This is a genomic window from Bradyrhizobium sp. ISRA436, assembly GCF_029910015.1.
GTDB lineage: Bacteria > Pseudomonadota > Alphaproteobacteria > Rhizobiales > Xanthobacteraceae > Bradyrhizobium.
Window position 1 is genome coordinate 5,762,099 of record NZ_CP094519.1, and the last position, 20,851, is coordinate 5,782,949.

The window sequence follows — 20,851 nt, forward strand, 5'->3', positions numbered from 1 at the left end:
CGGCTAAGCGACCTACCTTGAACTTGTCAATAGTGGCCATCCTTCGTTCTCGCTCCCGATCGTCATGCCGGGGCTTAGCTCGGGCATCCGCTTTCTTGTTTGCGGTCAAGACGCGAATGTCCGCATCCGTCGTCTTCGCCGTCGTTTCGCCGGATCTGGAAATCATGTCCCGGTGATACTTTATCGGAAGCAGGACAAGGCAGAACATGACGATCACTATTGGTTATCCGCGCGTCACCAATACAGATCATATTAGCCCGCCGCCCTCGCTAACGCTGCGCAGGTGATACGCGCTGTCGCCGAACGCGCTCTCCATCATGATCAGCCGCTTGAAATAGTGACCGATCTTGGCCTCGATGGTCATGCCGATACCGCCATGGAGTTGGATTGTCTGCTGGCCGATGAATTTGCCTGATTTGCCGATCTGGTACTTCGCGGCGGCGACCGCCTTGGCGCGCTCGGGCGCGTCATCGAAATCAGCGGCCATAGTCGCGAACATCGACATCGAGCGCGCCTGCTCCAGTTCCATGAACATGTCGGCGGCGCGGTGCTGCAGGCTCTGGAAGCTGCCGATCGGCACGCCGAATTGTTTTCTGGTCTTCAAGTACTCGACCGTGATCTTCAGCGACTCGTCCATAGCGCCGACCGCTTCCGCGCACAGCGCGGTACGAGCTTCGTCCACCACGCGTTGGATTAGCGGCAGCGCATTTTCGGAACCGCCGATCGCAGCGTCGCTGCCAACCTCGACATCGGTGAGGGTAATGTCGGCGGCATGCAGGCCGTCCTGGGTCGGATAGTTCCTTTTCGCGACGCCCTTGGCGTTGGCGGGCACGAGGAAGGCTCCAATGCCAGTTTTGTCACGCTGTGCACCCTTGGTGCGCGCGGTCACGATCGATGTATCGGCATTCTCGCCGTTAATGACGACAAACTTCTCGCCGTCGATCACCCAACCATCGCCATTTTTCTTGGCCGATGTGGTGACGTCATTCAGGTCGTAGCGCGAGTTCTTCTCGAGGTGCGCAAAGGCAAAGGTCTTGGACCCGTCAATGATCGAGGGAATGTGGGTCGCCTTCTGCGCGGCCGAACCGCCATGGCGCAAAAAGCCGCCGCCGATCACGACGGTCGCCAGATACGGCTCCAGCACCAACGCGCGGCCCAACGCCTCCATCACGATCATGATTTCCACCGCGCCAGCGCCAAAGCCGCCGTCGGCTTCCGCGAAGGGAAGACCGAGCAGGCCCTGCTCGGCGAAGCGGCCCCAAATCGCTTTGCTCCAGCCGCCCTTCTCCTTCATGTATTTCTTGCGCTGCTCGAAATCGTAGGTGTCGGTCAACAGACCCTCCACGCTCTCTTTCAAGAGTCGCTGCTCTTCGGACAAATCGAAATCCATGTGCTCTGTATCCTCATACCCCTAACTCTTCCTCCGTGATTCCGGGACACGCGCAAAAGCCGCGGACGCGAAATCTAGAGGTTACGGCACGAGATTCCAGGCTCGCGCTCACGCGGTCCCGAAATGCCATCAAAGCCCGAGCACCGCCTTGGCGACGATGTTACGCTGGATCTCGTTCGAGCCGCCATAAATCGAGACCTTGCGGTTGTTGAAGTAGCTCGGCGCGATTTGCGCGGTCCAATCCATCGCTTCGCTCGACGAATCGGGATGCTCGTCGTAGCGCGCGGCGAACGGTCCGATCACTTCCATGAGCAACTCGGTGGTTGCCTGCTGGATCTCCGAACCCTTGATCTTGAGCACTGACGAGGCCGGATTAGGCTTGCCCTTGCCGTGCTTGTCTTCATCCGCGACGACGCGCAGCTGCGTGAGCTCCAGCGCCTTCAGCTCGATTTCGCACTGCGCGAGCTTCTCGCGGAAGGTGACTTCCTCGATCACCGCACGGCCGCCGGACTTGACCTTCGAGGCCAGCTCCTTGACGCGGCGTATGCGCTCCTTGGAGACGCCGACCCGCGCGATTCCCGTGCGCTCATTCCCGAGCAGAAACTTTGCGTAATCCCAGCCCTTGTTCTCCTCGCCAACGAGGTTCTCGCAGGGCGCCTCGACGTCATCGAAGAAGACCTCGTTGATCTCATGGCCGCCATCGATGGTCTGAATTGGGCGCACCGTAAGGCCCTTGCTCTTCATGTCCACCAGGATGAAGGAAATGCCGGCCTGCTTTTTCGCAGCTGGATCGGTACGGCACAGGCAGAAGATCATGTCGGCATATTGGGCCAGGGTGGTCCAGGTCTTCTGCCCGTTGATGATCCACCTGTCGCACCTGCGCTCGGCTTTGGTCTTGAGCGAAGCGAGGTCAGAGCCAGAGCCGGGCTCGGAAAAGCCCTGGCACCACCAGTCGTCGACGTTTGCGATGCGCGGCAGATAGTACTTCTTCTGCGCCTCGCTGCCGAAGGTGTAGATGACCGGGCCGACCATGGACACACCGAAAGCGAGCGGCGTCGGCGCCGGATACATCTGCAGCTCTTCGTTAAAGATGTAGCGTTGCACCGAGGTCCAGCCTGTGCCGCCGTATTCCTTGGGCCAGAGGCTGACGCCCCAGCCCTTCTTGTTGAGGATGCGCCACCAGGTGACCATCTCCTCCTTCGAGACGTGGCGCCCCTCGACCAGCTTGCGCCGCGTTTCCGGAGGCACGTTATCGCTCAGAAACCTCCGCACCTCCTCCCGAAACTCATGCTCTTCGCGTGTGAATGCAAGGTCCATCGGCTCCTCCTCCGAACGAATTTCTAGCAAGTGATCAAGACCGTAATTTCGGGGCGCATGAAACCAGTAGCCAAGGCAGCAGACACCATCTCCTGGATGCCAATCCGTGCTGCGTCAACATCGGGGAAAGCTGACGAAGCATATCGGCGCGAGCTCCTGAGGACATCCGATGCTCCTATTTTTCAGGCATATTTCCAGGCCGATGCGAAGCGCCGGACCCAGGATTGGGCGAACGAGGATCCTGTGACCATCTCGGTGTCGACCTATTCTGGCAGGAGGACAATTACGCGATGAGATCGTTAGCGTCATTTGTCTCACCGAATGAATTTGTCCCGGATCAACCAACCGTCAAACGTCGCCGCCGGCTCCCGCGAGCGCGGTTCTCTGCTAAAAATGGGTATCCTTGGTAAGCGAAGAAAGAGCATCGTTCGTCCTGCGTGTCTTGAACGCATCCAGCCCTCGACTCACTGAGCGTCGTCCTTCAATTGCAACGGCCGTGCCAACGGCATTCAAGCGTATTAAGCTTCTGATCCGCCTCGAAGAAGGGTTCGCCTGTCGCAGGCAGCCGCCGTTGTCTTGAAGTCACTGTAGCTCTACACGGTGTTCGAAACCGGACACACAGCAGCAGTCGTTTGCGCGAAAGGCAGTAGTGCGGCCATCGTCGCGGGGGCCGTTTGGCCCGGCGTCTGAGCCTGTTCAGCCCGAGCCGGTGGAGGATGCGGCTGACGGTTGCCGGCGAGATCCCGACTTCGGCGGCGATCTGCTTGCCCGTGTAGCGCTGTCGGCGCAAAGCCTCCACGGCGGCGCGCGCGGCGGCTGGGGCTTGGCTCGGCAAGGAATGGGGCCGTGAGGAACGATCCCGCAAACCATCCACACCTTCTGCTCGGAAGCGTTTGACCCACTTGGCCACAGTCTTCGGCGTAACGTTGAATTGACGCGCGGCAGCCGCCTTGCTCAGCCCTCCTTCAACGACGCTTTGCACCATGGCCTCTCGACCTTTCGGCGTCACAGGGCGCATTCTTGTGAGTGTCCATTCGGACCCTCCGCGAATCACTGTGTGTTTGGCGACATCAGCGTTCACGGTCGGGTCCGAATGGACAACCTCTCCTGAAAGTTCACAGCTAGACTAGGCAATCAACAGTCGCCATGTAGTCGAGCGAATTGTTCTGCCGCGCCTGTAGGAGCCGCGTCCCGGACTACACTTCTGGCATTACGCGAGGCGCCTTCGCAGGCTGGCGTTCCGCCTGCGCGCACCGACGTCGACGCGCCATTCATTGCCACGGCGTCGATTGAGCTCTGAATAACGATTGCGCGGTACCTGCGTGTGCGAAATGCCTTCCATAGCCACCTTGAGCGGTCATGATAACGCGGCGCGTTAGTGCGCATCTGAAGACTCAGCGGCGCTCGCGCACCGAGCCTTCCTGAGCGACGGAGGCGACCAGCGTGCCGTCTGGCTTGAAGATCAGGCCGCGCGTGAGGCCGCGCCCACCTTGAGCGCTCGGCGATTCCTTGGCGTAGAGCAGCCAGCCGTCAACACGGAACGGACGGTGAAACCACATTGCGTGATCTAGGCTGCCGGATATCATGCGCTTGTCGAACAGCGTGCGGCCGTAGCGCGCCATGACCGCATCAAGCAGTGAGAAGTCCGAGGCGTAGGCTAGCGCGCACATGTGCAGCGCTGGATCGTCAGGCAGCTGCGCAGCAGTCCTTATCCAGATGTGAATGCGGCCATGTTCGATTTTCTCACCGACATAACGGTCAATTTCGACCGGTCGCAATTCGACTGGACGATCCGGTTCGTAATAGCGGCGGACAATCTCAGGAATCTCGGAAAACATCGGCCATCCCGACAATTTCTCTGCCGTGAGTTCTTCCGGCGGCAGCACGTCGGGCATCTTATCCTGGTGGTCGAAGGCACCCTCTTCCTCGACGTGGAACGACACCATTATCGAGAAGATAACATCGCCATGCTGGATCGCAGTGACGCGCCGGGTCGAGTAGCTCCTGCCGTCGCGCAGACGTTCGACGTGATAGATGATCGGCACCTCCGGGACGCCTGACTGGATGAAATAGCAGTGCAGCGAATGCGGTAGTCGGCCTTCCACCGTGCGGCATGCTGCTACCATCGCCTGCCCGATCATTTGGCCGCCAAACACCCGTTGTGAGCCGGTCTTCGGATTGTTACCACGAAACAGGTTCACCTTGATCGGTTCGAGATCGAGGATGGCGAGTAAGTCTATTACGGTGTTTGGCATTTGCGTGTGTTCGATTGCTTCGGTTTCATTCCAGGGGATGGTATAGTCATGAATTCGTCCCCGGACACCACTCATTCGAGCCATGCCGGAATCACCGTGTCGGCGCCTTTGAGCCCTTGTCTGCCATCATTCGCCGCCACTGGCGAAGCCGAGTCTCAATTGCCGGAACCGCGCTCGATGTTGTTACCCTTGGCATTGATTTGCGAGAATGCTTCATTGAAGTTCTCGCTCCAGGACTGCGACCCTTGTCGTACCCGGGTCATCTCCTTCTCCAAGCAATCGGCGCGCCACAAGAAGTGGTGTGCGAGCCTTTCTTGAAGAGGCGTAAACCACCGCCGAGACGGAATACCTACACGTTGGGGTCGGATTCCGAACACGTGTTCAACTGTGCACTACTGAACACGACGGAGTGCCGCGCAACGCGGTCGGCTCCGCAAACGTGTGGCGACGGCGCCATTCCAAAGGAGCTCTGTCTTCGCTTCGTATGGCCCCGCAACTGGAACGAACGCATGGTGGCTGCCTGGAAGGAAAAACCAAAAAAAGTTGCCACGAACCGAAGGTAAGGACTTCTCAACACCATCCGTGGTCAAGCAGATCCTGCCATCGTCGAGGAAGCGGGCGAAGGCGTCCCAGCGCTGAGCATGCCCCGGCGGTCAGCGCGACAGCCTTGAAGGCCATGCGAGCGACGATCCGAAGCTTGCATTCCCCGGCAAACGCCGGGGACGCTGGCTGAGATCGTCCAGCAGATCGATCCGCTCCTCCGGGGGTGGATAGCCTATTACGGCCGGTTCAGCCGTTCGGCGCTGTTCTCTCTGGTCGACTACGTCAATCAGGAGCTGAAGGCATGAATCATGTGAAAGTACAAGCGCTTCCGGCTCTACAAAACCGGTGCCTCGCTTTTCTTGCGAAAGCTGGCTCGGAATAATGCGGAGCTGTTCGTACATTGGCAGTTGTTCGGAACGACCACGTTCACCTGACGGGAGCGGTGTGAATCGAACGCGCGTAAGCGTAGCCCTTCCCGGTCGTCAGGACGTGCCAGATCAAACAGTGGCTCCGGGCTCGAGCGATGCTGCAACTAGCCGTTCCTTTTCATCCTGCGACCACCGACGCCGCCGCTCGACCGATGTGATCACCTCTGCCCGCGAAATCGTCATAGCGCTTCTCGTAGGATTACCCTAGGACCTGCAGCGCTCGCGTCCGTCAAACAAGGCGGCCCTCAACGGAGGGACACGGTGTATCTGAAGTCCGCACACCTCCAACCTCGCTTGAAGCTCCGCCCTAATGGCCTCTGCTTCTCGCTCCGTCCGGCAGTGCACCAGTCCGTCGTCAGCATATCGACGCCAAGGGAGGTCGGGATGTGTCCGCGCCATCCAGAGACCGCGCTCGCGATGGTCTTCAAACTGCTCACCGGCGCGCAGAAACGCTGGCGCCGCCTCGATGGCCACAACCAGTTGCCAAAACTCGTTCTCGGTGTGACATTCAACGACGGGATCGAGGTCATCGCCAAACCGACTGACCGTCAGCCCATAACCGCCGCCGCCTGACCGGCCACGCCGTCACCAAAATTTAGCGATAGCTCTTCCGCTGTCTGCAGCACACTCTCGTCAATGAAGATGAGCTTGTCAGGATTGAGGCCAATCTGGCCGTCGCTCCACTCTTCTCGCTTCTTCAGGACGTCCGGCCGCTCTTGCTCAGTGGCATACACGGTCCTTTTTTGAGCGTGATCTTCCGACGCTGGAAGAAGCGTGACGATGCGGAGACGCTGAAGGTGTGTCCATCGGCGGCGAGCGCCGCCTTCAGTTCCTCCAATGTGCTGTTGGGCTTGGCCGCTATCAGCGCGAGGATGCGATCAGCCTCTCGACACGATATGCCGCCCTCAACCGCGGCGACCACACGCTTGCGGAGATCAATCGAAAGAGCTGGCGCCCTGTCTGCCGGCCTCCTTCGCCAGCAGGCAGCTTGAATCAGAACCGGCGTGATTTGGGGATCCCAAACGATTCAATCCGGTCGGGAACCACTCTAGCCACGCCGATGGAGGCCCATCAGGTCGCATAGTTCGGGCTGATGCGATCGAGCCGGCGCTTGAGCGCTGCCCAAGGGCGCCACCCTTTACTGTAGTCCTTAGACTGCTCAGCCGTGTGAGCGGCGACAGCGTTGGACGGCAGAGCGACCCTTCTTCCACCTTGCGTAGCCGCGACCTGTATCTGGCAGGCTCGATCCAACCAGTACATGTTGAGGAAAGCTTCGGGCACGGTGCGCCCGACCGTCAGCAAGCCGTGGTGCCTCAGAATCATCGCATCTTTATCGCCAAGATCGCACACCAGCCGCGCACGTTCGTCAAGATTGAGCACGGGGCCTTCGTACTCGTGATAAGCAATGCGGCCGTGAAAAATCATCGACATTTGGTTCAACGGCAACAACCCTTCCTCCTGAGCCGCGACCGCCATGCCCGCCAAAGTGTGCGTGTGCATGACGCACTGGGCATCATGACGACTCATGTGCACGGCGGAATGTATCGTGAAGCCAGCGTTGTTTATGTTAGACGTTTCCTGCTCTTCGACCATATATCTCTCGGGGTCGACAACGGCGAGGCTAGAGGCAGTGATTTCATCGAACATCATGCCGTACGGATTGATGAGGAAACGGTGCCCCTTGCCAGGCAGGCGCGCCGAAAGATGAGTAGAGATCAGATCGTCCATGCCGAAATGGGCGATAAGCCGGTAAGCTGCAGCTAGATCACAGCGGATCTTCCACTCCTGAGAGGGTTCGTTTCGCATATCTCGTCTCCTTATCCGACCTCATGCAAGCATCGACCTTTTGCACGCCGCCGAGAACGTAGGCGCTCTCCACTATAGAACGTCTAGCGACACTGCTGTCGCTCTCCTTCTCTGCAGGATTCGTCTGGCTTCAGGTTAGGTGTTTGTTTGCGTCTGCGACCCACCCCGCTAAATTGCTCGCCACGGACGCCGGCCGGTGGGTGTTGCGGAAACGATCGCCCGTCTCTTTTGGGGGCGATAGTAGTTAACTCGGGACAAGGCCGGTCTGTGTCCAAGGAGCGCGGATGATGGAGTTCGCATGCCAAGAGATGCTCATGGTCGAAATTCGCGTAGCCGTTATCACCATAAACGAGTGCTTCGATCGACTCTGCGGCTTCGACGATTTGGTTCCGTGCAGTTTCGTTTACCCCAGCGGCAGCCAATTGACAGGTGTGAGAGCTCGGCGAACGCGCCGGAACGCCTGTCATGCCCCTCCATGAGAAAGGAGTGGTTACAATTCGAGCCGATCTGAGCGTGACAAATTTCTGCATTCCCCCAGCTTTGAACAAGGCAGTTGGCGAGAACAGATTTTTGGGACCCTGCATGTCCAACTCCAGTAGGTGAAGTTCGATCGGCCCGACGCTCATCAGCTAATAAGGTGACATGCTTCCGTACTCCGGGTCAATTACTGGCGTTGGTAGTTGACGGGTGAAACTGTTGCGCTCTCGCTATAGGTGACCCAAGGCCAGGATCTCGATAGGTGCAATGCGGCGCTTGAGCGCGCGCCCGTCTCGTCGAGGAGCAGATCGCCCGCGGCGGCGCGCGAGCGGGGCCTCGGGCAAGCGCAGCACCACCCAGCAGACCAACCGGTAAGGCTCACGACCGCAACGAAGTGCGACGGGCAACTGTCATGCGCAATACGACCAAAGCTGATCCACATCAATCAACGCGTCCGCACGGCGACGTCGCCGACCGAAATCTCGAGCTTGACGGCGTCGACGCACGTTCTTCCAACGACTTTTCTACTAACAAGCTGCGCGAACCGTCGACGGTACAGTATCACGGGATGGTAAATTGGCCTCGCTGTCGAACATGTCGGCGCCGATCGTAAATTTGCCAGCGTGTCGCACCGTGCTAGCGCGCCACCTCAGACGCCTGGACGTCTGCTCTCGGTGACGATCCGCGGCAGCTCCGCTTCGAAACGCACACGCCGACGGCTCGGACCTTCGAGCGCCTCGAGGGGGCTTATGAACTCACCGACGAGACATCCAAATGGACATCCTGCCGTCTAGTACCATCCAGCCTCCGTCCAAATCGGAGGCTGCTTCACACGTTCGATTTAGCGCCGGTACTAGGGGAACGAATGAACGCTTACCGTCGTTGCGTCGTTTGAGAACGATCATCGCAAAGTGGCGCTCGCATTCCGTGACGCTACTACAGTAAGCGAGCGAACCTTTATTGGGCGGGCGAGGCCACGCGCTTTAAAACGGCGCCGTTTCAACACCACAAACTGCCGGTACTACCAAATCGTCACTCGTGTCCGCCGTCTCGCTCGACTAGGTGCTTCGGTCGAAGGCGTGACATATTCCAAATTCTGTTACCAACCGTCGAGTATCTATAGGACTGTCCCGCGAGCCCCGGGCTGATCCTCTGGCGAAGCGAAACACTTTTCACCAGGGTAAACTACCAAGGCTAGTAATTGACCGAGACCGCAGGAGCATGTCACCTTCCGATTAGTGAATGTCCAGCCGGTCAAACGTCACCTGAAAGAAGTTCAGTATAGCACGAATGTTGTCTGTAGCGGCCCTGATCAACAGCTGGTTCGTCGCATGAAGTTCTGCGCGCGCTCAAGTCTGCTCGAACCTTGTGGAAGTGCAAGACGAGTTCTCCGGCGCATTCGCCGAGCGCGCCAGTTCTGGAGAAGACAGACGCTCGACCTCTGCCCCGGTTCGTGGGGAGTTACATGCCCTGTTCGATCGCAAGAGAATAGTTCGAAGGAGCGGCCGGACCGACTCTTTCGCCAGATCACCAATCGCGGTCCGGATAAGCAGTATCTGTCTTCGATAGCTTTCTTTCCCGGAACCAGGCTTGGTGACGTTTAGGACGCTTCGGTCGGATCAACTGCTTAGCACGAGCCAGAGGATGTGTACTGGAGCGGCCTCGTGTTGGAAGCACAACCGTCGATAGCTCAGGTGGTTGCCATGAGTCGAGCATTGAGGCATGGCGTTGTGTGAACACGACGTGCCGCCTGAACACGGTGCGAGATAGCCCAATCAAGGAGACACGGCAATGGAGCGCAATGGTGAAATGAAGCTCGGACTATTCCTGGCTCAGGCGGGGTATAACGAAGGTGCATGGCGCGATCCCATGGTGCCAGTGAGTGGTGGAGTCGAGATCGATCACTACGCTCGTCTGGCGGCACTTGCCGAGAGTGCGGCATTTCATTTCATATTTCGCGCCGATAGTCCAAGCGTATCTGAAAAAGATGACGCAAGCATAGCTCGTACAAGCCGAAACGATGGATTCGAGCCGATCACACTTTTGTCGGCGCTTTCAATGAGAACGCAATATATCGGCCTTGTCGCGACGGCGACGACGACGTACCACCAGCCCTATCACATTGCACGTATGCTCGCCTCGCTTGATCACCTATCGCGAGGACGTGCGGCCTGGAACATTGTCACCTCCGCCGGGAAATTCGAAGCTCCAAATTTCGGTGAAACGAAGCTTCCGGACTATGCCACGCGCTATGCTCGCGCGCGAGAATTCGTGGAAGTCGTGAGGGGTCTTTGGGACACGTGGGAAGACGACGCTTTCATTCGCGACAAGCAAAGTGGCATTTTCGCGGACACTACGAAGCTGCATTTTCTGAATCACAGTGGGGACTACTTCTCAGTCAGAGGCCCTCTGAACGTCGCAAGACCGCCGCAAGGGTATCCCGTGTTGGTTCAGGCTGGCGCATCCGACGCCGGCATGCGATTCGCTGCAGAAATCGGCGAGGTCGTGTTCACCGCCGAACCATCACTAGAGAGCGGTAAACGCTACTACGCAACTCTCAAGGAGAGAGGGCGCGGACTGGGGCGGGAGGACGATCAGTTGCTAGTCATGCCGGGGATTGTCCCGATCGTTGGGAGAACCAAGCAAGAAGCCTCCGAGAAGCTTCAAAGACTACAATCGTATACGCCCATTGATTCTTTGATTGGGACTGCCGATCAGTGGCTTGGATTTGTCACTGATCTGCGTTCTGTGAACCTTGACTCACCCGTCCCGGAGACTTTACCGGAGACGAATTTTTTCCAAAGTCGTCAAAAGGTGCTCCTCGAGCTCGCCGCTCGCCAGAAATTGACTTGGAGACAACTGATTCGCTTGGTGGCCGACAGCCGTGGCCACCGGATGGTTGTGGGAACACCAGACGAAATTGCCAACGTCATGGTAGACACATTTGATCAACGTGCGGCTGATGGATTTAATGTATTGCCGGCGACCGTTCCCGGTGGACTCAAGGATTTTGTTGAGCTCGTCGTCCCTGAATTACGTCGACGAGGCAAATTCAGGTCCGGATATTCTGGGCAAACATTAAGGGAGAACCTCGGACTAAAGCGGCCATTTAATCAATTCACGTGCGGTGGTGCGGGCAGGCGTTAGTGAAAATGAACTTTAACTAACACTCAAACCGGATCGTCTGTACGTTGCGGATTCTCAACGGCGTGACGTTGGGCGAAGGCGCGAACCTGAACGCATCTCCTCTGCGCGGGGAGCGACATAACTGGGCTGCTCGTACTCGGTGGAGCTATCGCTAAATTTTGGTGACGGCCTGGCCGGTCGGGCGGCGGCCATGGGCTGACGGTCAGTCGGTTTGGCGATGACCTCGATGCCCTGCAGCTTCGTCCGCAGAGGGTCGCGACGGGTCTTCCTTTCGAGCAGGTAGTTCCCCCGGCGTGACTTACCGCAGATGTGGATGAAGCCCAAAACATGAAGGTCTCCGGTTTGCCAAGCCCGCGCCCTTGCGATTGGCCGCCGCATAGCGACGGAACTCAATCAGGCGGGTCTTGTCTGAGTGGAGTGTCAGCGCGAATGCTTCAAACCGTTCACGCATTGCATCAAGGAAACGGAGCGCGTAGGAAGCCATACGGAGCGTGTCTGTGTTGATATGATGTGACCTTGCCCCCAAGTTTTATCCAGTCCTGAGTTCGCCCTGGCTGTTGGATTTGCCCGGTCGGGCGGTGGGAGCGACGGGAGCTGGCGCGGAGCCTTCGGCATAGCGCAGCGCCAGATCCCGGCGCGGATGACAGGTGATGGCGAACTCGGACGGGGTCTTCCATCCGAGCTGCGAGTGCGGTCGTGTGTTATTGTAATCGGCCCGCCAACATCCGAGTGCGACGCGGGCCTGGGCCAGCGACGTGAACAGCGTCTCGTTCAACAATTCGTCGCGCAGCCGGCCGTTGAAGCTCTCGATGAAGGCGTTCTGCATTGGCTTGCCCGGCGCGATGTAATGCCATGCGACGCGGCTCTAATCGGCCCAGGTCAGGATGGCGTTGCTGGTCAGCTCGCTGCCGTTGTCGCTGACCACCATTGTCGGCTTGCCGCGCTCGATCACCAGCCGGTCCAGTTCCCGCGCCACCCGGGTGCCCGAGAGCGAGGTGTCGGCGACCAGCGCCAGGCACTCGCGGGTGCAGTCATCGACCACGGTCAGGATGCGGAAGCGGCGGCCGTCGGTGAGCTGATCCGAGACGAAGTCGAGCGACCAGCGGTCGTTCGGGGCCAGCGGCACCGTCATCGGCGCCCGGGTCCCGATCGCCCGCTTGCGGCCGCCACGGCGGCGCACCGCGAGCTTCTCTTCCCGGTAGAGCCGGAACAGCTTCTTGTGGTTGATTGCATAGCCCTCCCGCTTGAGCAGAACATGCAGGCGCCGGTAGCCGAAACGGCGGCGCTCTTGGGCGATCGCTCGCATGCGTTGGCGAAGGCCGGCATCGTCCGTCCGGATCGTCCGGTATCTCATGGTCATGCGGCAACAGCCGATGGCTTTACACGCCCGCCGTTCGCTCATCCCGAATGCTTTCCGCAGATGGGCGACAGCTTTCCGCTTGGCTGCGGGCGTCACCATTTCTTTCCCAGCAAGTCCTTCAGCGCGACATTGTCGAGCATGGCATCCGCCAGCAGCCGCTTCAGCCGCGTGTTCTCATCCTCCAGTGCCTTCAGCCGCTTGGCCTCCGAGACCTCCATCCCGCCGAACTTGGCTTTCCATTTGTAGATGCTGGCGTCGCTGACGCCGTGCTTGCGGCACAGATCGGCGACCGAAACGCCGGCCTCGTGCTCCTTCAAAATCCCGATGATCTGCTCTTCCGAAAAGCGGCTGCGCTTCATGCTCTGGTCCTTGTCGTAGGCCAGAGCGAACTTCAACCTGGATTAAATCCGTGGGGCAAGGTCAGATGGAGGAGCGCGGTGAACCGCTCCTTCTTCCTCTGCCTTGCGGCTTGCCGTACGCGATCAAGGTCCTGGATCACACGATCCCGACCCTGTGTCCGGAGTGTGCTTTGCTGTCTCACGTTTCCCTTGGTCCCTGCCCTTCGCTCCATCGCCTGCGCCACCGTACCTCCGGCTTTGTTCGGCGACTTCATAGCTACTATGGCGGAGTCAGACTTCGCCAGATCGTTCATCGGCGGCTACAGCTCCTCGCCTTCCCGCCGCGGACCAGGCTGCTTCTATGGGCATCTGGCCGACCAAGAGAGATCCCAGTTCCCGTACAAGAAGCTTCTGCACATGCCAGGGTCTGCGACCACGCCGAGACGTCTGGGCGCTCACATATCGCACCCCTTCGTGTTGGCTTCCGCTCAGTTGACAGCGTCGGCCCTCGGGAAAACATTCTTTCGCGGCTCGATGGCTGGCCTATGCGCTCCCCTGCCGACGCTTCGCCGGCATCCTCGCGGACGCCTGCGCACGGCTCGGGGCCGATGTGGATCGCTACTCCTTCATCGCAGTGGACTTCCACCACCTACTCCTTGCCGGTCTCCCGGCGCACCAGTTGTAGTGCTAGGCGACGTTCGCGTGCGGCCGCTTGGCCTTGACGCGCATCACGCTGCACCGGCCGTCGACGCTCATGGGCACATCGCCATCGATGGTGGCGCGGCGAACGACGCGATGCTGGTCGCCGTAATCAGTAACTGCATAGTGTTGCGTGGCCCGATTGTCCCACATCGCGAGATCACCCTCCTTCCAGTTCCAGCGCACGGTGTTTTCGGGCGCGGTGATATGAGACTGGAACAGATCAAACAGCCTCTGGCCGTCATATTTCGGGATGCTAACAAAACGCTGCACTCGATCGCCGAGCACCAGGGTCCGCTCGCCAGTCTCGGGGTGGACCCGGACGACGGGATGTTCGGTCTCGTAGATCGTTGTGGTGTAAACCTCCTCAAAGTGCTTCTTATCGGCCTCGCTGGCGCGGGGCATTACGGCATGATCGATCGCGTTGCTGTGAACGGCCCAGAGCTCGTCGGCAAGCCGCTGCAGCGGCGGCGGCAGGTCGAGATAAGCGGCCGCGGTGTTTGACCAGATCGTATCGCCGCCGAATGGCGGGATCACAACGGCTCTAAGCAGCGAAATCTTGGGATAGGCACTAAGGAAGGTCCCATCCGCATGCCAGACATCTGCCCGGTTACCAGCGCGGGCGGAATCAAGATCGAGTATCGACGACGTTCCCTTCGTCGCACCTAGGATCGGATGCGCCGCAAGCTTTCCGAACCGAAGAGCAAAATTCTCTTGCTCGGCGTCATCGAGATGATCCTGGTCGCGGAAAAAAACTACTTTATGCTCGAGTACCAAGCTGTTGATCGCGGCGATCATCTGGTCCGGGAGATCGCCCGAAAGCTTGATATTTCTGATTTCAACGCCGATGCGCGCTACGCATTTGACGACGTCGGCACGCGGAATGACATTGTTTATCAAGGCTGTTTCACTCATGGTGGTACTCTCCCAAGTTTGGGTCTTCGGAATACTAAGCTGTTCAGGTGCACACGAATGGAGGAAGGTCAGATGCGGACGGCAAGACGAGGGAGAGCATCGCCCGTCCGCGCGTCTGCGACCACTCATCGTCACTCATCATGGCGGGATCTCAAATAGCAAGAGTCGTGCCGGCCTAGTCAGCGCGGGACGCGAATTGCGCTTCGCGCCGGCAGAAAAAGTGTCGGGGTCCACCCGCATGATCGGCGAACGCTACAATTGGACCGCGCGCGACAAACCGCCTGATGCCGGCTGATGCACCGATACCAGGTCGTCAGGTCGCCACAAAACATATCATCATTCTTCAAACAGGGGTTCAAGGGAGGCGCCTAGCTTCACCCTAAGCCTGCCGCCTATCGTGACATATGTCTGGTTGAGAACACCGATGCCGGAAACTCGACAAGGCGGCCGGGCCACTTTCAGAAGGCACTGCAGCTACATGTGTTTCGTTCTCGCCAAGCAAGTCACGCGGCACGCCCGATTGCTCGGATGAAGCGCAACGAGCCGCCACAGCCAAAGTAGCCGCAGCTGCCGTGTCCGGGAGTTTCCGATGAAGGTTATCCTATTGATCCCGATCGATTCAATTTCGAGCCAATTCCATCTGGTTGAACCTCCTCCGAATTGATGTCAGTAGGCTCGAAGAGCCAGCAGGTATCTGGATGGAACGACGGTCAACGTCGGTCGTTTGCCGACGACTACAAGCGGCAAGTGGTCGTAACGTCGAGCGGGCGCTCGATCCGATCTGTTACCAAGGAGTTTGGCCCGCGTGATTCCGTGCTGCGGTGGGTGGAGCAGCGAGGAGCTCGGCTGGACGCGCGGCGCTCCACAACGCGGGCGACGCTATCGCCGGCGGACCATGCGGCAGAGATCGCGCGTTTGCAAGCGAGCGAACGAGCGGCTACGCATGAAGCGTGACACTTGGAAAACTGTCCAGCACCCTTTGCGCCTGTGTGGCGTAGAAACAGCCTTGTGTTGTCCTCGGCAGCTGGAGGGTAGCGGCCGTTCGATTATTGGAGGCACAAGTCCCGTTAAAAATTGTGGCCCATGGGTGCACGCAAACTTGAGAGTGGTGACGTCGCCCTGGCAACGATGCCGATCAGGAAGATGACGATTGGCACAGCCTAAACCCTCCTGCTCATCATTGAATGGAGTATTGCCATGCCCAAGTAGAGGACGGCCGGCGACTGCCCAGAACTTAGGCTGGTCAACGTCCCCGCCGCCGCCATCGACATCGGATCAAAAGATGCACATGGCGGTGAAACCAGCTTGCACCGGCGTGCCTGTGCGCTCTTTCGGTACAATCACACGAGACCTGCATGAGCTGGCGGACTGGTTCAAAATGTGCGACGCGACGAGTGTAGCGATGGAATCCACCGTGGTCTATCGAATCCCGGTCCACGAGGTCCTGGAGCAGCGCGGGCTTGAAGTGATTCTGGTAAATGCGCGGCGGACCAAGAACGTGCCCGACGCAAGACCGATGTCAGTGATGCCGCGTGGTTTGCGCCAGCACGGGAGCGGCGCTCCGTCCAAGCGGAATCCTTACCTGTTGGCAACCTATGGGGACGTGCGATGCCATTCATCCATCGCGACGATCCATACGGCACTGGTGGGCAACGATCGGCACGAACATCCCTTCGCGCTGCCCCAATCGCTGTAACTCTACGACGTCTACCAGGCGGAGATGTTGGACAGGGACCGCAAGCTGGAGGTCCTGATCGCGGCACTGAACAATAGACGCGCGAAGCCGATCAGAAAGCTATCCAAGTCACGCATCAAGGCCAAACAGATCAACGCGTCCACCCACCTTCCATCTCAGGGCGGCGCTGTGCGGCGCGCGGCGTCGATCTGACAGAGATCCATGGGTTGGGTCCATCAGCTACGGATGTCTCGGTGGGACACACACTTGAAACGGCGACACAAGGTCCTAGCCGATAAAATAGACGTGATCGAGACGCCCTTTCGGCAGTTCATCGGTTCTCTCACAGACGATCGGTTCTAGGAACGCTCCTTTGCCGCGAGGCTCTGAGGAGAAATTCTGCCAGGGTTGCGTTTTTGAGAGGACCACGTGGATCAACCCCACCAGCAGCGGCTGTGTGCCGGCCCCCCGATTGAGAGCCGCATCTCCGGAGCAGCAGTTCGAGCACGCCCGTGCGGCACGGCTTTGCTCTATCGAGCTACACCATCACACGGGGCACGACCGTCCATCCTCTTCCGCCGGCTGAAAGATAAAAGCAACGGAGCCTTTGAAGTTGCGCATATTCGCAAGTCATTTCGCGGCGCTCAGCAGCATGGTGATGCCACCATCGTGCCCCCGCCGACTCTACGTGATTGATACCGAATGAACCTACTTCTCGGTCGCAAACGTCGCTGCGTGCGTACTCGAGTCGAGCTCTGGATTTTCGTGCAGGTAGTGGCGCCACTCGCGCGCCTCGCGCTTCAGATCCCGGAAAGTTTCAAGGCTGTGCATATCTTCTCTCAAACTTAAGGATCAGGCTCGATAGAGCATGTGTGGCGTACGGCTGAGTATTTCTGCGCCTCGTTCCGTCACGAGGACGTGCTCGCTGCACCCAAATAAGTGGCCGCCTTCACTGAACAGAATGATCGGCATGTGGAAGGTCATACCGGGCTCAAGGATGTCCGCCGCATTAGGCTCCAAGCTCAGGTTACCGCGCTCCGTCCAATGGATGCCAGTTTGATAACCGGTCCGGTGGCGAAATGCCCGCGGGCGCCCGGATCGCTCGACCACGTTGCGCGCGGCGGCATCCACGGCCTCCGCGGTTACACCGGGTTTGATCACAGCAATCGCCGCCTCGAGGCTTTCAACCGATAGGGCGTGCAGAGATTCGGTCTCAGGATGCCGACCGAGCACAGCGCTTCGGACCAGCCCCACGGCGTAGCCGTGCTTCAAACCGCCGATCTCGATCATAGCGGGCTCGTTGTTTCGGATCGGATGACACACCGGACTGCCGTGCGGGACCTTTGTCCGCTCACCGAACACCAGAGTAAAAGAGCGCCAAAGTTCGCCGCCCGCTTTGCTAATCTCCCCCGCGATGTTCGCGTACACTTCTGTCTCAGTCACGCCTTCCCGTACCGAATTTTGAAACGTGCGCACGGCCAGATCGGTAACGGCCATCGCTTCGCGCATTACCTTGAGTTCCAGCTCGGTTTTCACGGCCGCTACCGATGCGATCAGACGAGTCGCATCGGCGATCTTCAGATCAGGCATTTGCGCTTGAAGTGCATTCACATCGGCCGGCGCGAGGTTCCAGCAACCGAGTTCGAGCCCTACCCTCCGGCCAGCCAATCCATGCCGCCGAAGTACATCGGCGCACACCTCGGGAAATTCGTGCTGATGGGTGTAGGGGACGATCTCACTGACGCACCCCTCGGCGCGAACAGCATCGACATCATACTCTCGGACAACATATGTCGCCTCCCGCCCCGGTGAGAGGATCAACGGGAACGGGGCGAAATACCCACCAAATCCGTGATATCCGGTGAGGTACCTGAGGTGGCCGTGGGCGGTGACCAATACGGCGTCTAATTCCGCACGCATGATCGCTTCAACCGCCTTCTGCTGCCTGCGCTCGTACTCTGACCTCGGGAACGCCGCACCTATCAAAGGACTCGCTGAGACCGTTGTCGTGGCCATAAATCACCTCCCTTAGTCTCAGCGACATAGACTTGCGCTCGCATCGCAAGGACGGCTTGCGGTCGAGATCCAATGGATCGGGCAGAGCTCATTTCTATGCCACGATCGTTCTGGGTTCGCCATGCCTCGCCGAGGATGATGTGTTCTAAGGCAGGAATATCAACTATTGATCTTGGTAGTTTCAAAGCAGACCACTACATGCAGAAGATCCAATCGGATAGAAGCGAAACGGAGATAGATGTCAATGACATTGCGCTTCGCGCTTACACAGCTATAAGCATCGTTAGAAGCTTTTGTTTGGATGAGGGCCAGCTCCCGATCGTGAAGGACGTGTGTGAGGTGGTTCTCCTTTCTGCGCGGAAAGCCAATCTCTTTTCTGGGCAGGTCTTAAAAGAGCGATGCAGCGCGTACAGGAAGCCCCTCATGTTCGCAAATTCTTCCGGGCGCCGCGACAACGTTGTCGTTTCTCCGAAGTCAAACCTCCGGAGCTTCGTATTTTCCCGCTTTCCGAGTCTCGAGTGTCTCTTCTATCGGGTACTTTCGCAGCAATGTGAGCGTTGGATCTGCTTCTAGACCCGACCCCGCAGATAGAGGCGCGGCGATTCCTTCCCTGAGACGCTGCGAGACGCCAGACTATGCCGAACGGAACCGGGACGACGACCGCTTGACCAGTGGCAAGTCCACGCGAACGACGGACTCTTCACAAAGCCATTCGGCATAGTTCGGTGCTCAGCATAAACAGCTAAAATGAACGGCGTCGACACGCAAGCCCGGCTGGCCGATGTCCTTACTCGCATTGCCGCCCACCCGGTTGATCGGCTGGACAAACTTATCCCTGGAAATTGGATGTCGACATCAGCAATCTCCGCTCGAGCTGCATGACCATCCACGTCAACAAGGTCCATCACGTTACCACCACCACTGGATCGCGAAGGACATCGGTGAGGACTAAGATTGGCTGCGCGACATCGCCATAGAAATGGAGATCAAGGATGGAGGTCGTCTGGGTCTATGGCGTCGGAGAAGGCGGCTTTCAGGCGTTCAGCGACTTCGGCATCGAAAGCCTGACAGACCTAATCAAGTTTTCAGAACGAACACCGCGCGCTGCCCAGGGCTGACCGCCCGACCAGCATCCTACGCCAAATGGATACTCTGCAGCACGCCACGCCACATGATCTTGTGCCAAGCATCCACTCGAAGACCTGTCATGCCGTAACAATTTTGGAGATTGTCCGCCCGCAAAACCACTTCTTCGGCGGCCACGTCCCATTTCCGGGCGCCCATACGGAGGTTCTGGCGACTGCCGGCCACATAGCTAATACCAACCCGCCGAGATGCTGACTCACGACGGGCATTCCCAAATCAGAGGATCGATGATTCAACATGGCAACTGGAGGGAGTTGCCATGGGCCAGCCGATTGCGGTTCGAACGGATTTTTCAGCGGTTGAGCTTCGCCGGCTCGCGCGGCGGTCGAAGGACAGCGATCAGGTCCGGCGCCTTCTGGCGATCGCTGCGGTGCTCGATGGCGCATCGCGGGCGGAGGCCGCCAAGGTTGGCGGGATGGACCGGCAGACGCTTCGTGACTGGGTGATCCGATTCAACAAGCAAGGGCCCGATGGTCTGATCAATGTTCCCGCGCCAGGCGCGCCGGCGAAGCTCAACACGGAGCACCGGGCGTTTCTGGCGCGGATCGTGGACGAAGGGCCGACCCCGCCCATCCATGGCGTGGTGCGGGCGTGGTGCGCTGACGGGCCTGTGACCTGATCATGCGGCTGCATGAGGAGTTCGGCATCTCGGTGTCAGACGATACGGTCTATCGAGCCCTCAAGGACCTCGGCTTCTCACACGTCAGCGCCCGGCCGAGAGCGTACAAGCAGGATCCCGAGGCGATCGAGGCATCTAAAAAACTTCCACGCTCGCGTGGAGGAAATCCGCAGCAGCCTTGCTGCCGGACACCCCGGTAGAGGTGTGGTTTCAGGATGAGATGCGGGTGGGGCAGAAGAACAAGCTCACCTATCGCTGGGCTAGAAAGGGAGCGCGGCCGCGGGCGGCTCACGACCAGCGCACGCAATCGACCTACCTGTTCGGTGCCGTGTGCCCGGAGCTCGGAACCGGCGCGGCACTGGTTCTGCCCCTCTGCAACAGCGAGGCCATGCAGCTTCATCTCAACGAGATCGCAAGCAAGGTCAGCCCTGGCGCCCACGCCATCGTCATTCTCGATCAGGCCGGCTGGCACGGAGCGAAGGAGCTGAAGATCCCGCACAACATCGCTGATGCCGTTGCCGCCGCGTTCGCCCGAGCTGAACAGCCAGGAGAATATCTGGCAGTTCATGCGCCAAAATTGGCTGTCAAACCGCGTCTTCAAATCCCATGACAACATCGGCGATCACTGCTGTTACGCTTGGAACACTCTCATCGATCAGCCGTGGAAGATCATGTCAATCGCGCTCCGCGATTGGGCCTATATCGGTCGATCAATTTGAG

Annotated in this window: 11 protein-coding genes and 6 pseudogenes; 7 read left to right on the top strand and 10 right to left on the bottom strand. The window is 58.9% G+C overall.

The features are described 5' to 3' along the window. Positions 1-247 precede the first annotated feature (247 nt). The 4 genes from pimD to tesB all read right to left on the bottom strand — a co-directional run bounded on the left by pimD (position 248) and on the right by tesB (position 4,962). Complete coding sequence (gene pimD / locus MTX23_RS26915) at positions 248-1,390, bottom strand: pimeloyl-CoA dehydrogenase small subunit (RefSeq protein ID WP_280973208.1); 1,143 nt, start codon at positions 1,388-1,390, stop codon at positions 248-250. Positions 1,391-1,519: 129 nt separating this feature from the next. Continuing rightward, positions 1,520-2,707: a pimeloyl-CoA dehydrogenase large subunit gene (gene pimC, locus MTX23_RS26920; RefSeq protein WP_280973209.1), complete on the bottom strand. Its 1,188-nt coding sequence runs from the start codon at positions 2,705-2,707 to the stop codon at positions 1,520-1,522. Between the two features lie 481 nt (positions 2,708-3,188). Next, entirely contained in the window at positions 3,189-3,725 is a 537-nt protein-coding gene (locus tag MTX23_RS26925) for a helix-turn-helix domain-containing protein (RefSeq protein ID WP_348637581.1), read from the bottom strand. Positions 3,726-4,101: 376 nt separating this feature from the next. After that, positions 4,102-4,962, bottom strand: a complete 861-nt coding sequence (gene tesB / locus MTX23_RS26930; protein WP_280978211.1) for an acyl-CoA thioesterase II — start codon at positions 4,960-4,962, stop codon at positions 4,102-4,104. Between the two features lie 746 nt (positions 4,963-5,708). Here tesB and MTX23_RS26935 point away from each other — a divergent pair. Together MTX23_RS26935 and MTX23_RS26940 are read left to right on the top strand one after the other, a co-directional pair. Continuing rightward, entirely contained in the window at positions 5,709-5,810 is a 102-nt protein-coding gene (locus MTX23_RS26935) for a group II intron maturase-specific domain-containing protein (protein ID WP_348637582.1), read from the top strand. Positions 5,811-6,338: 528 nt separating this feature from the next. After that, positions 6,339-6,506 (top strand): annotated as a pseudogene (locus MTX23_RS26940) (IS256 family transposase); the annotation flags it as partial. 41 nt (positions 6,507-6,547) lie between these two features. Here the strand turns inward: MTX23_RS26940 and MTX23_RS26945 are convergent. Continuing rightward, a pseudogene (locus MTX23_RS26945) lies at positions 6,548-6,670 on the bottom strand (IS630 family transposase); the annotation flags it as partial. A 334-nt stretch (positions 6,671-7,004) separates the two neighbouring features. Continuing rightward, the gene (locus tag MTX23_RS26950) at positions 7,005-7,739 is read right to left on the bottom strand and encodes a class II aldolase/adducin family protein (RefSeq protein WP_280973211.1); all 735 of its coding nucleotides are present in this window, start codon (positions 7,737-7,739) and stop codon (positions 7,005-7,007) included. A gap of 2,268 nt (positions 7,740-10,007) precedes the next feature. Here MTX23_RS26950 and MTX23_RS26955 point away from each other — a divergent pair. After that, entirely contained in the window at positions 10,008-11,363 is a 1,356-nt protein-coding gene (locus MTX23_RS26955; protein ID WP_280973212.1) for an LLM class flavin-dependent oxidoreductase, read from the top strand. Between the two features lie 529 nt (positions 11,364-11,892). Here the strand turns inward: MTX23_RS26955 and MTX23_RS26960 are convergent. After that, positions 11,893-13,082, bottom strand: a pseudogene (locus MTX23_RS26960) (IS3 family transposase). A gap of 666 nt (positions 13,083-13,748) precedes the next feature. Next, positions 13,749-14,675 (bottom strand): TauD/TfdA family dioxygenase, encoded by a 927-nt coding sequence (locus MTX23_RS26965; RefSeq protein WP_280973213.1) that lies wholly within the window; start codon positions 14,673-14,675, stop codon positions 13,749-13,751. Between the two features lie 1,282 nt (positions 14,676-15,957). Between MTX23_RS26965 and MTX23_RS26970 the strand changes: the two genes are divergently transcribed. Continuing rightward, the gene (locus MTX23_RS26970) at positions 15,958-16,371 is read left to right on the top strand and encodes a hypothetical protein (protein ID WP_280990703.1); all 414 of its coding nucleotides are present in this window, start codon (positions 15,958-15,960) and stop codon (positions 16,369-16,371) included. Positions 16,372-16,914: 543 nt separating this feature from the next. On the opposite strand, the pseudogene MTX23_RS36440 reads toward MTX23_RS26970, so the two are convergent. Both MTX23_RS36440 and MTX23_RS26975 read right to left on the bottom strand, forming a co-directional pair. Beyond that, positions 16,915-17,025: pseudogene (locus MTX23_RS36440) on the bottom strand (M20/M25/M40 family metallo-hydrolase); the annotation flags it as partial. Positions 17,026-17,202: 177 nt separating this feature from the next. Beyond that, positions 17,203-18,366, bottom strand: a complete 1,164-nt coding sequence (locus MTX23_RS26975; protein ID WP_280973216.1) for a Xaa-Pro peptidase family protein — start codon at positions 18,364-18,366, stop codon at positions 17,203-17,205. A 738-nt stretch (positions 18,367-19,104) separates the two neighbouring features. On the opposite strand from MTX23_RS26975, the pseudogene MTX23_RS26980 reads away from it, so the two are divergent. From MTX23_RS26980 to MTX23_RS26990, 3 genes and pseudogenes are all read left to right on the top strand, one after another. Then, a pseudogene (locus tag MTX23_RS26980) lies at positions 19,105-19,248 on the top strand (transposase domain-containing protein); the annotation flags it as partial. Positions 19,249-19,358: 110 nt separating this feature from the next. After that, the gene (locus MTX23_RS36445; RefSeq protein WP_348637518.1) at positions 19,359-19,484 is read left to right on the top strand and encodes a hypothetical protein; all 126 of its coding nucleotides are present in this window, start codon (positions 19,359-19,361) and stop codon (positions 19,482-19,484) included. A gap of 287 nt (positions 19,485-19,771) precedes the next feature. Further along, a pseudogene (locus tag MTX23_RS26990) lies at positions 19,772-20,850 on the top strand (IS630 family transposase). The last annotated feature ends 1 nt before the right edge of the window (position 20,851 follow it).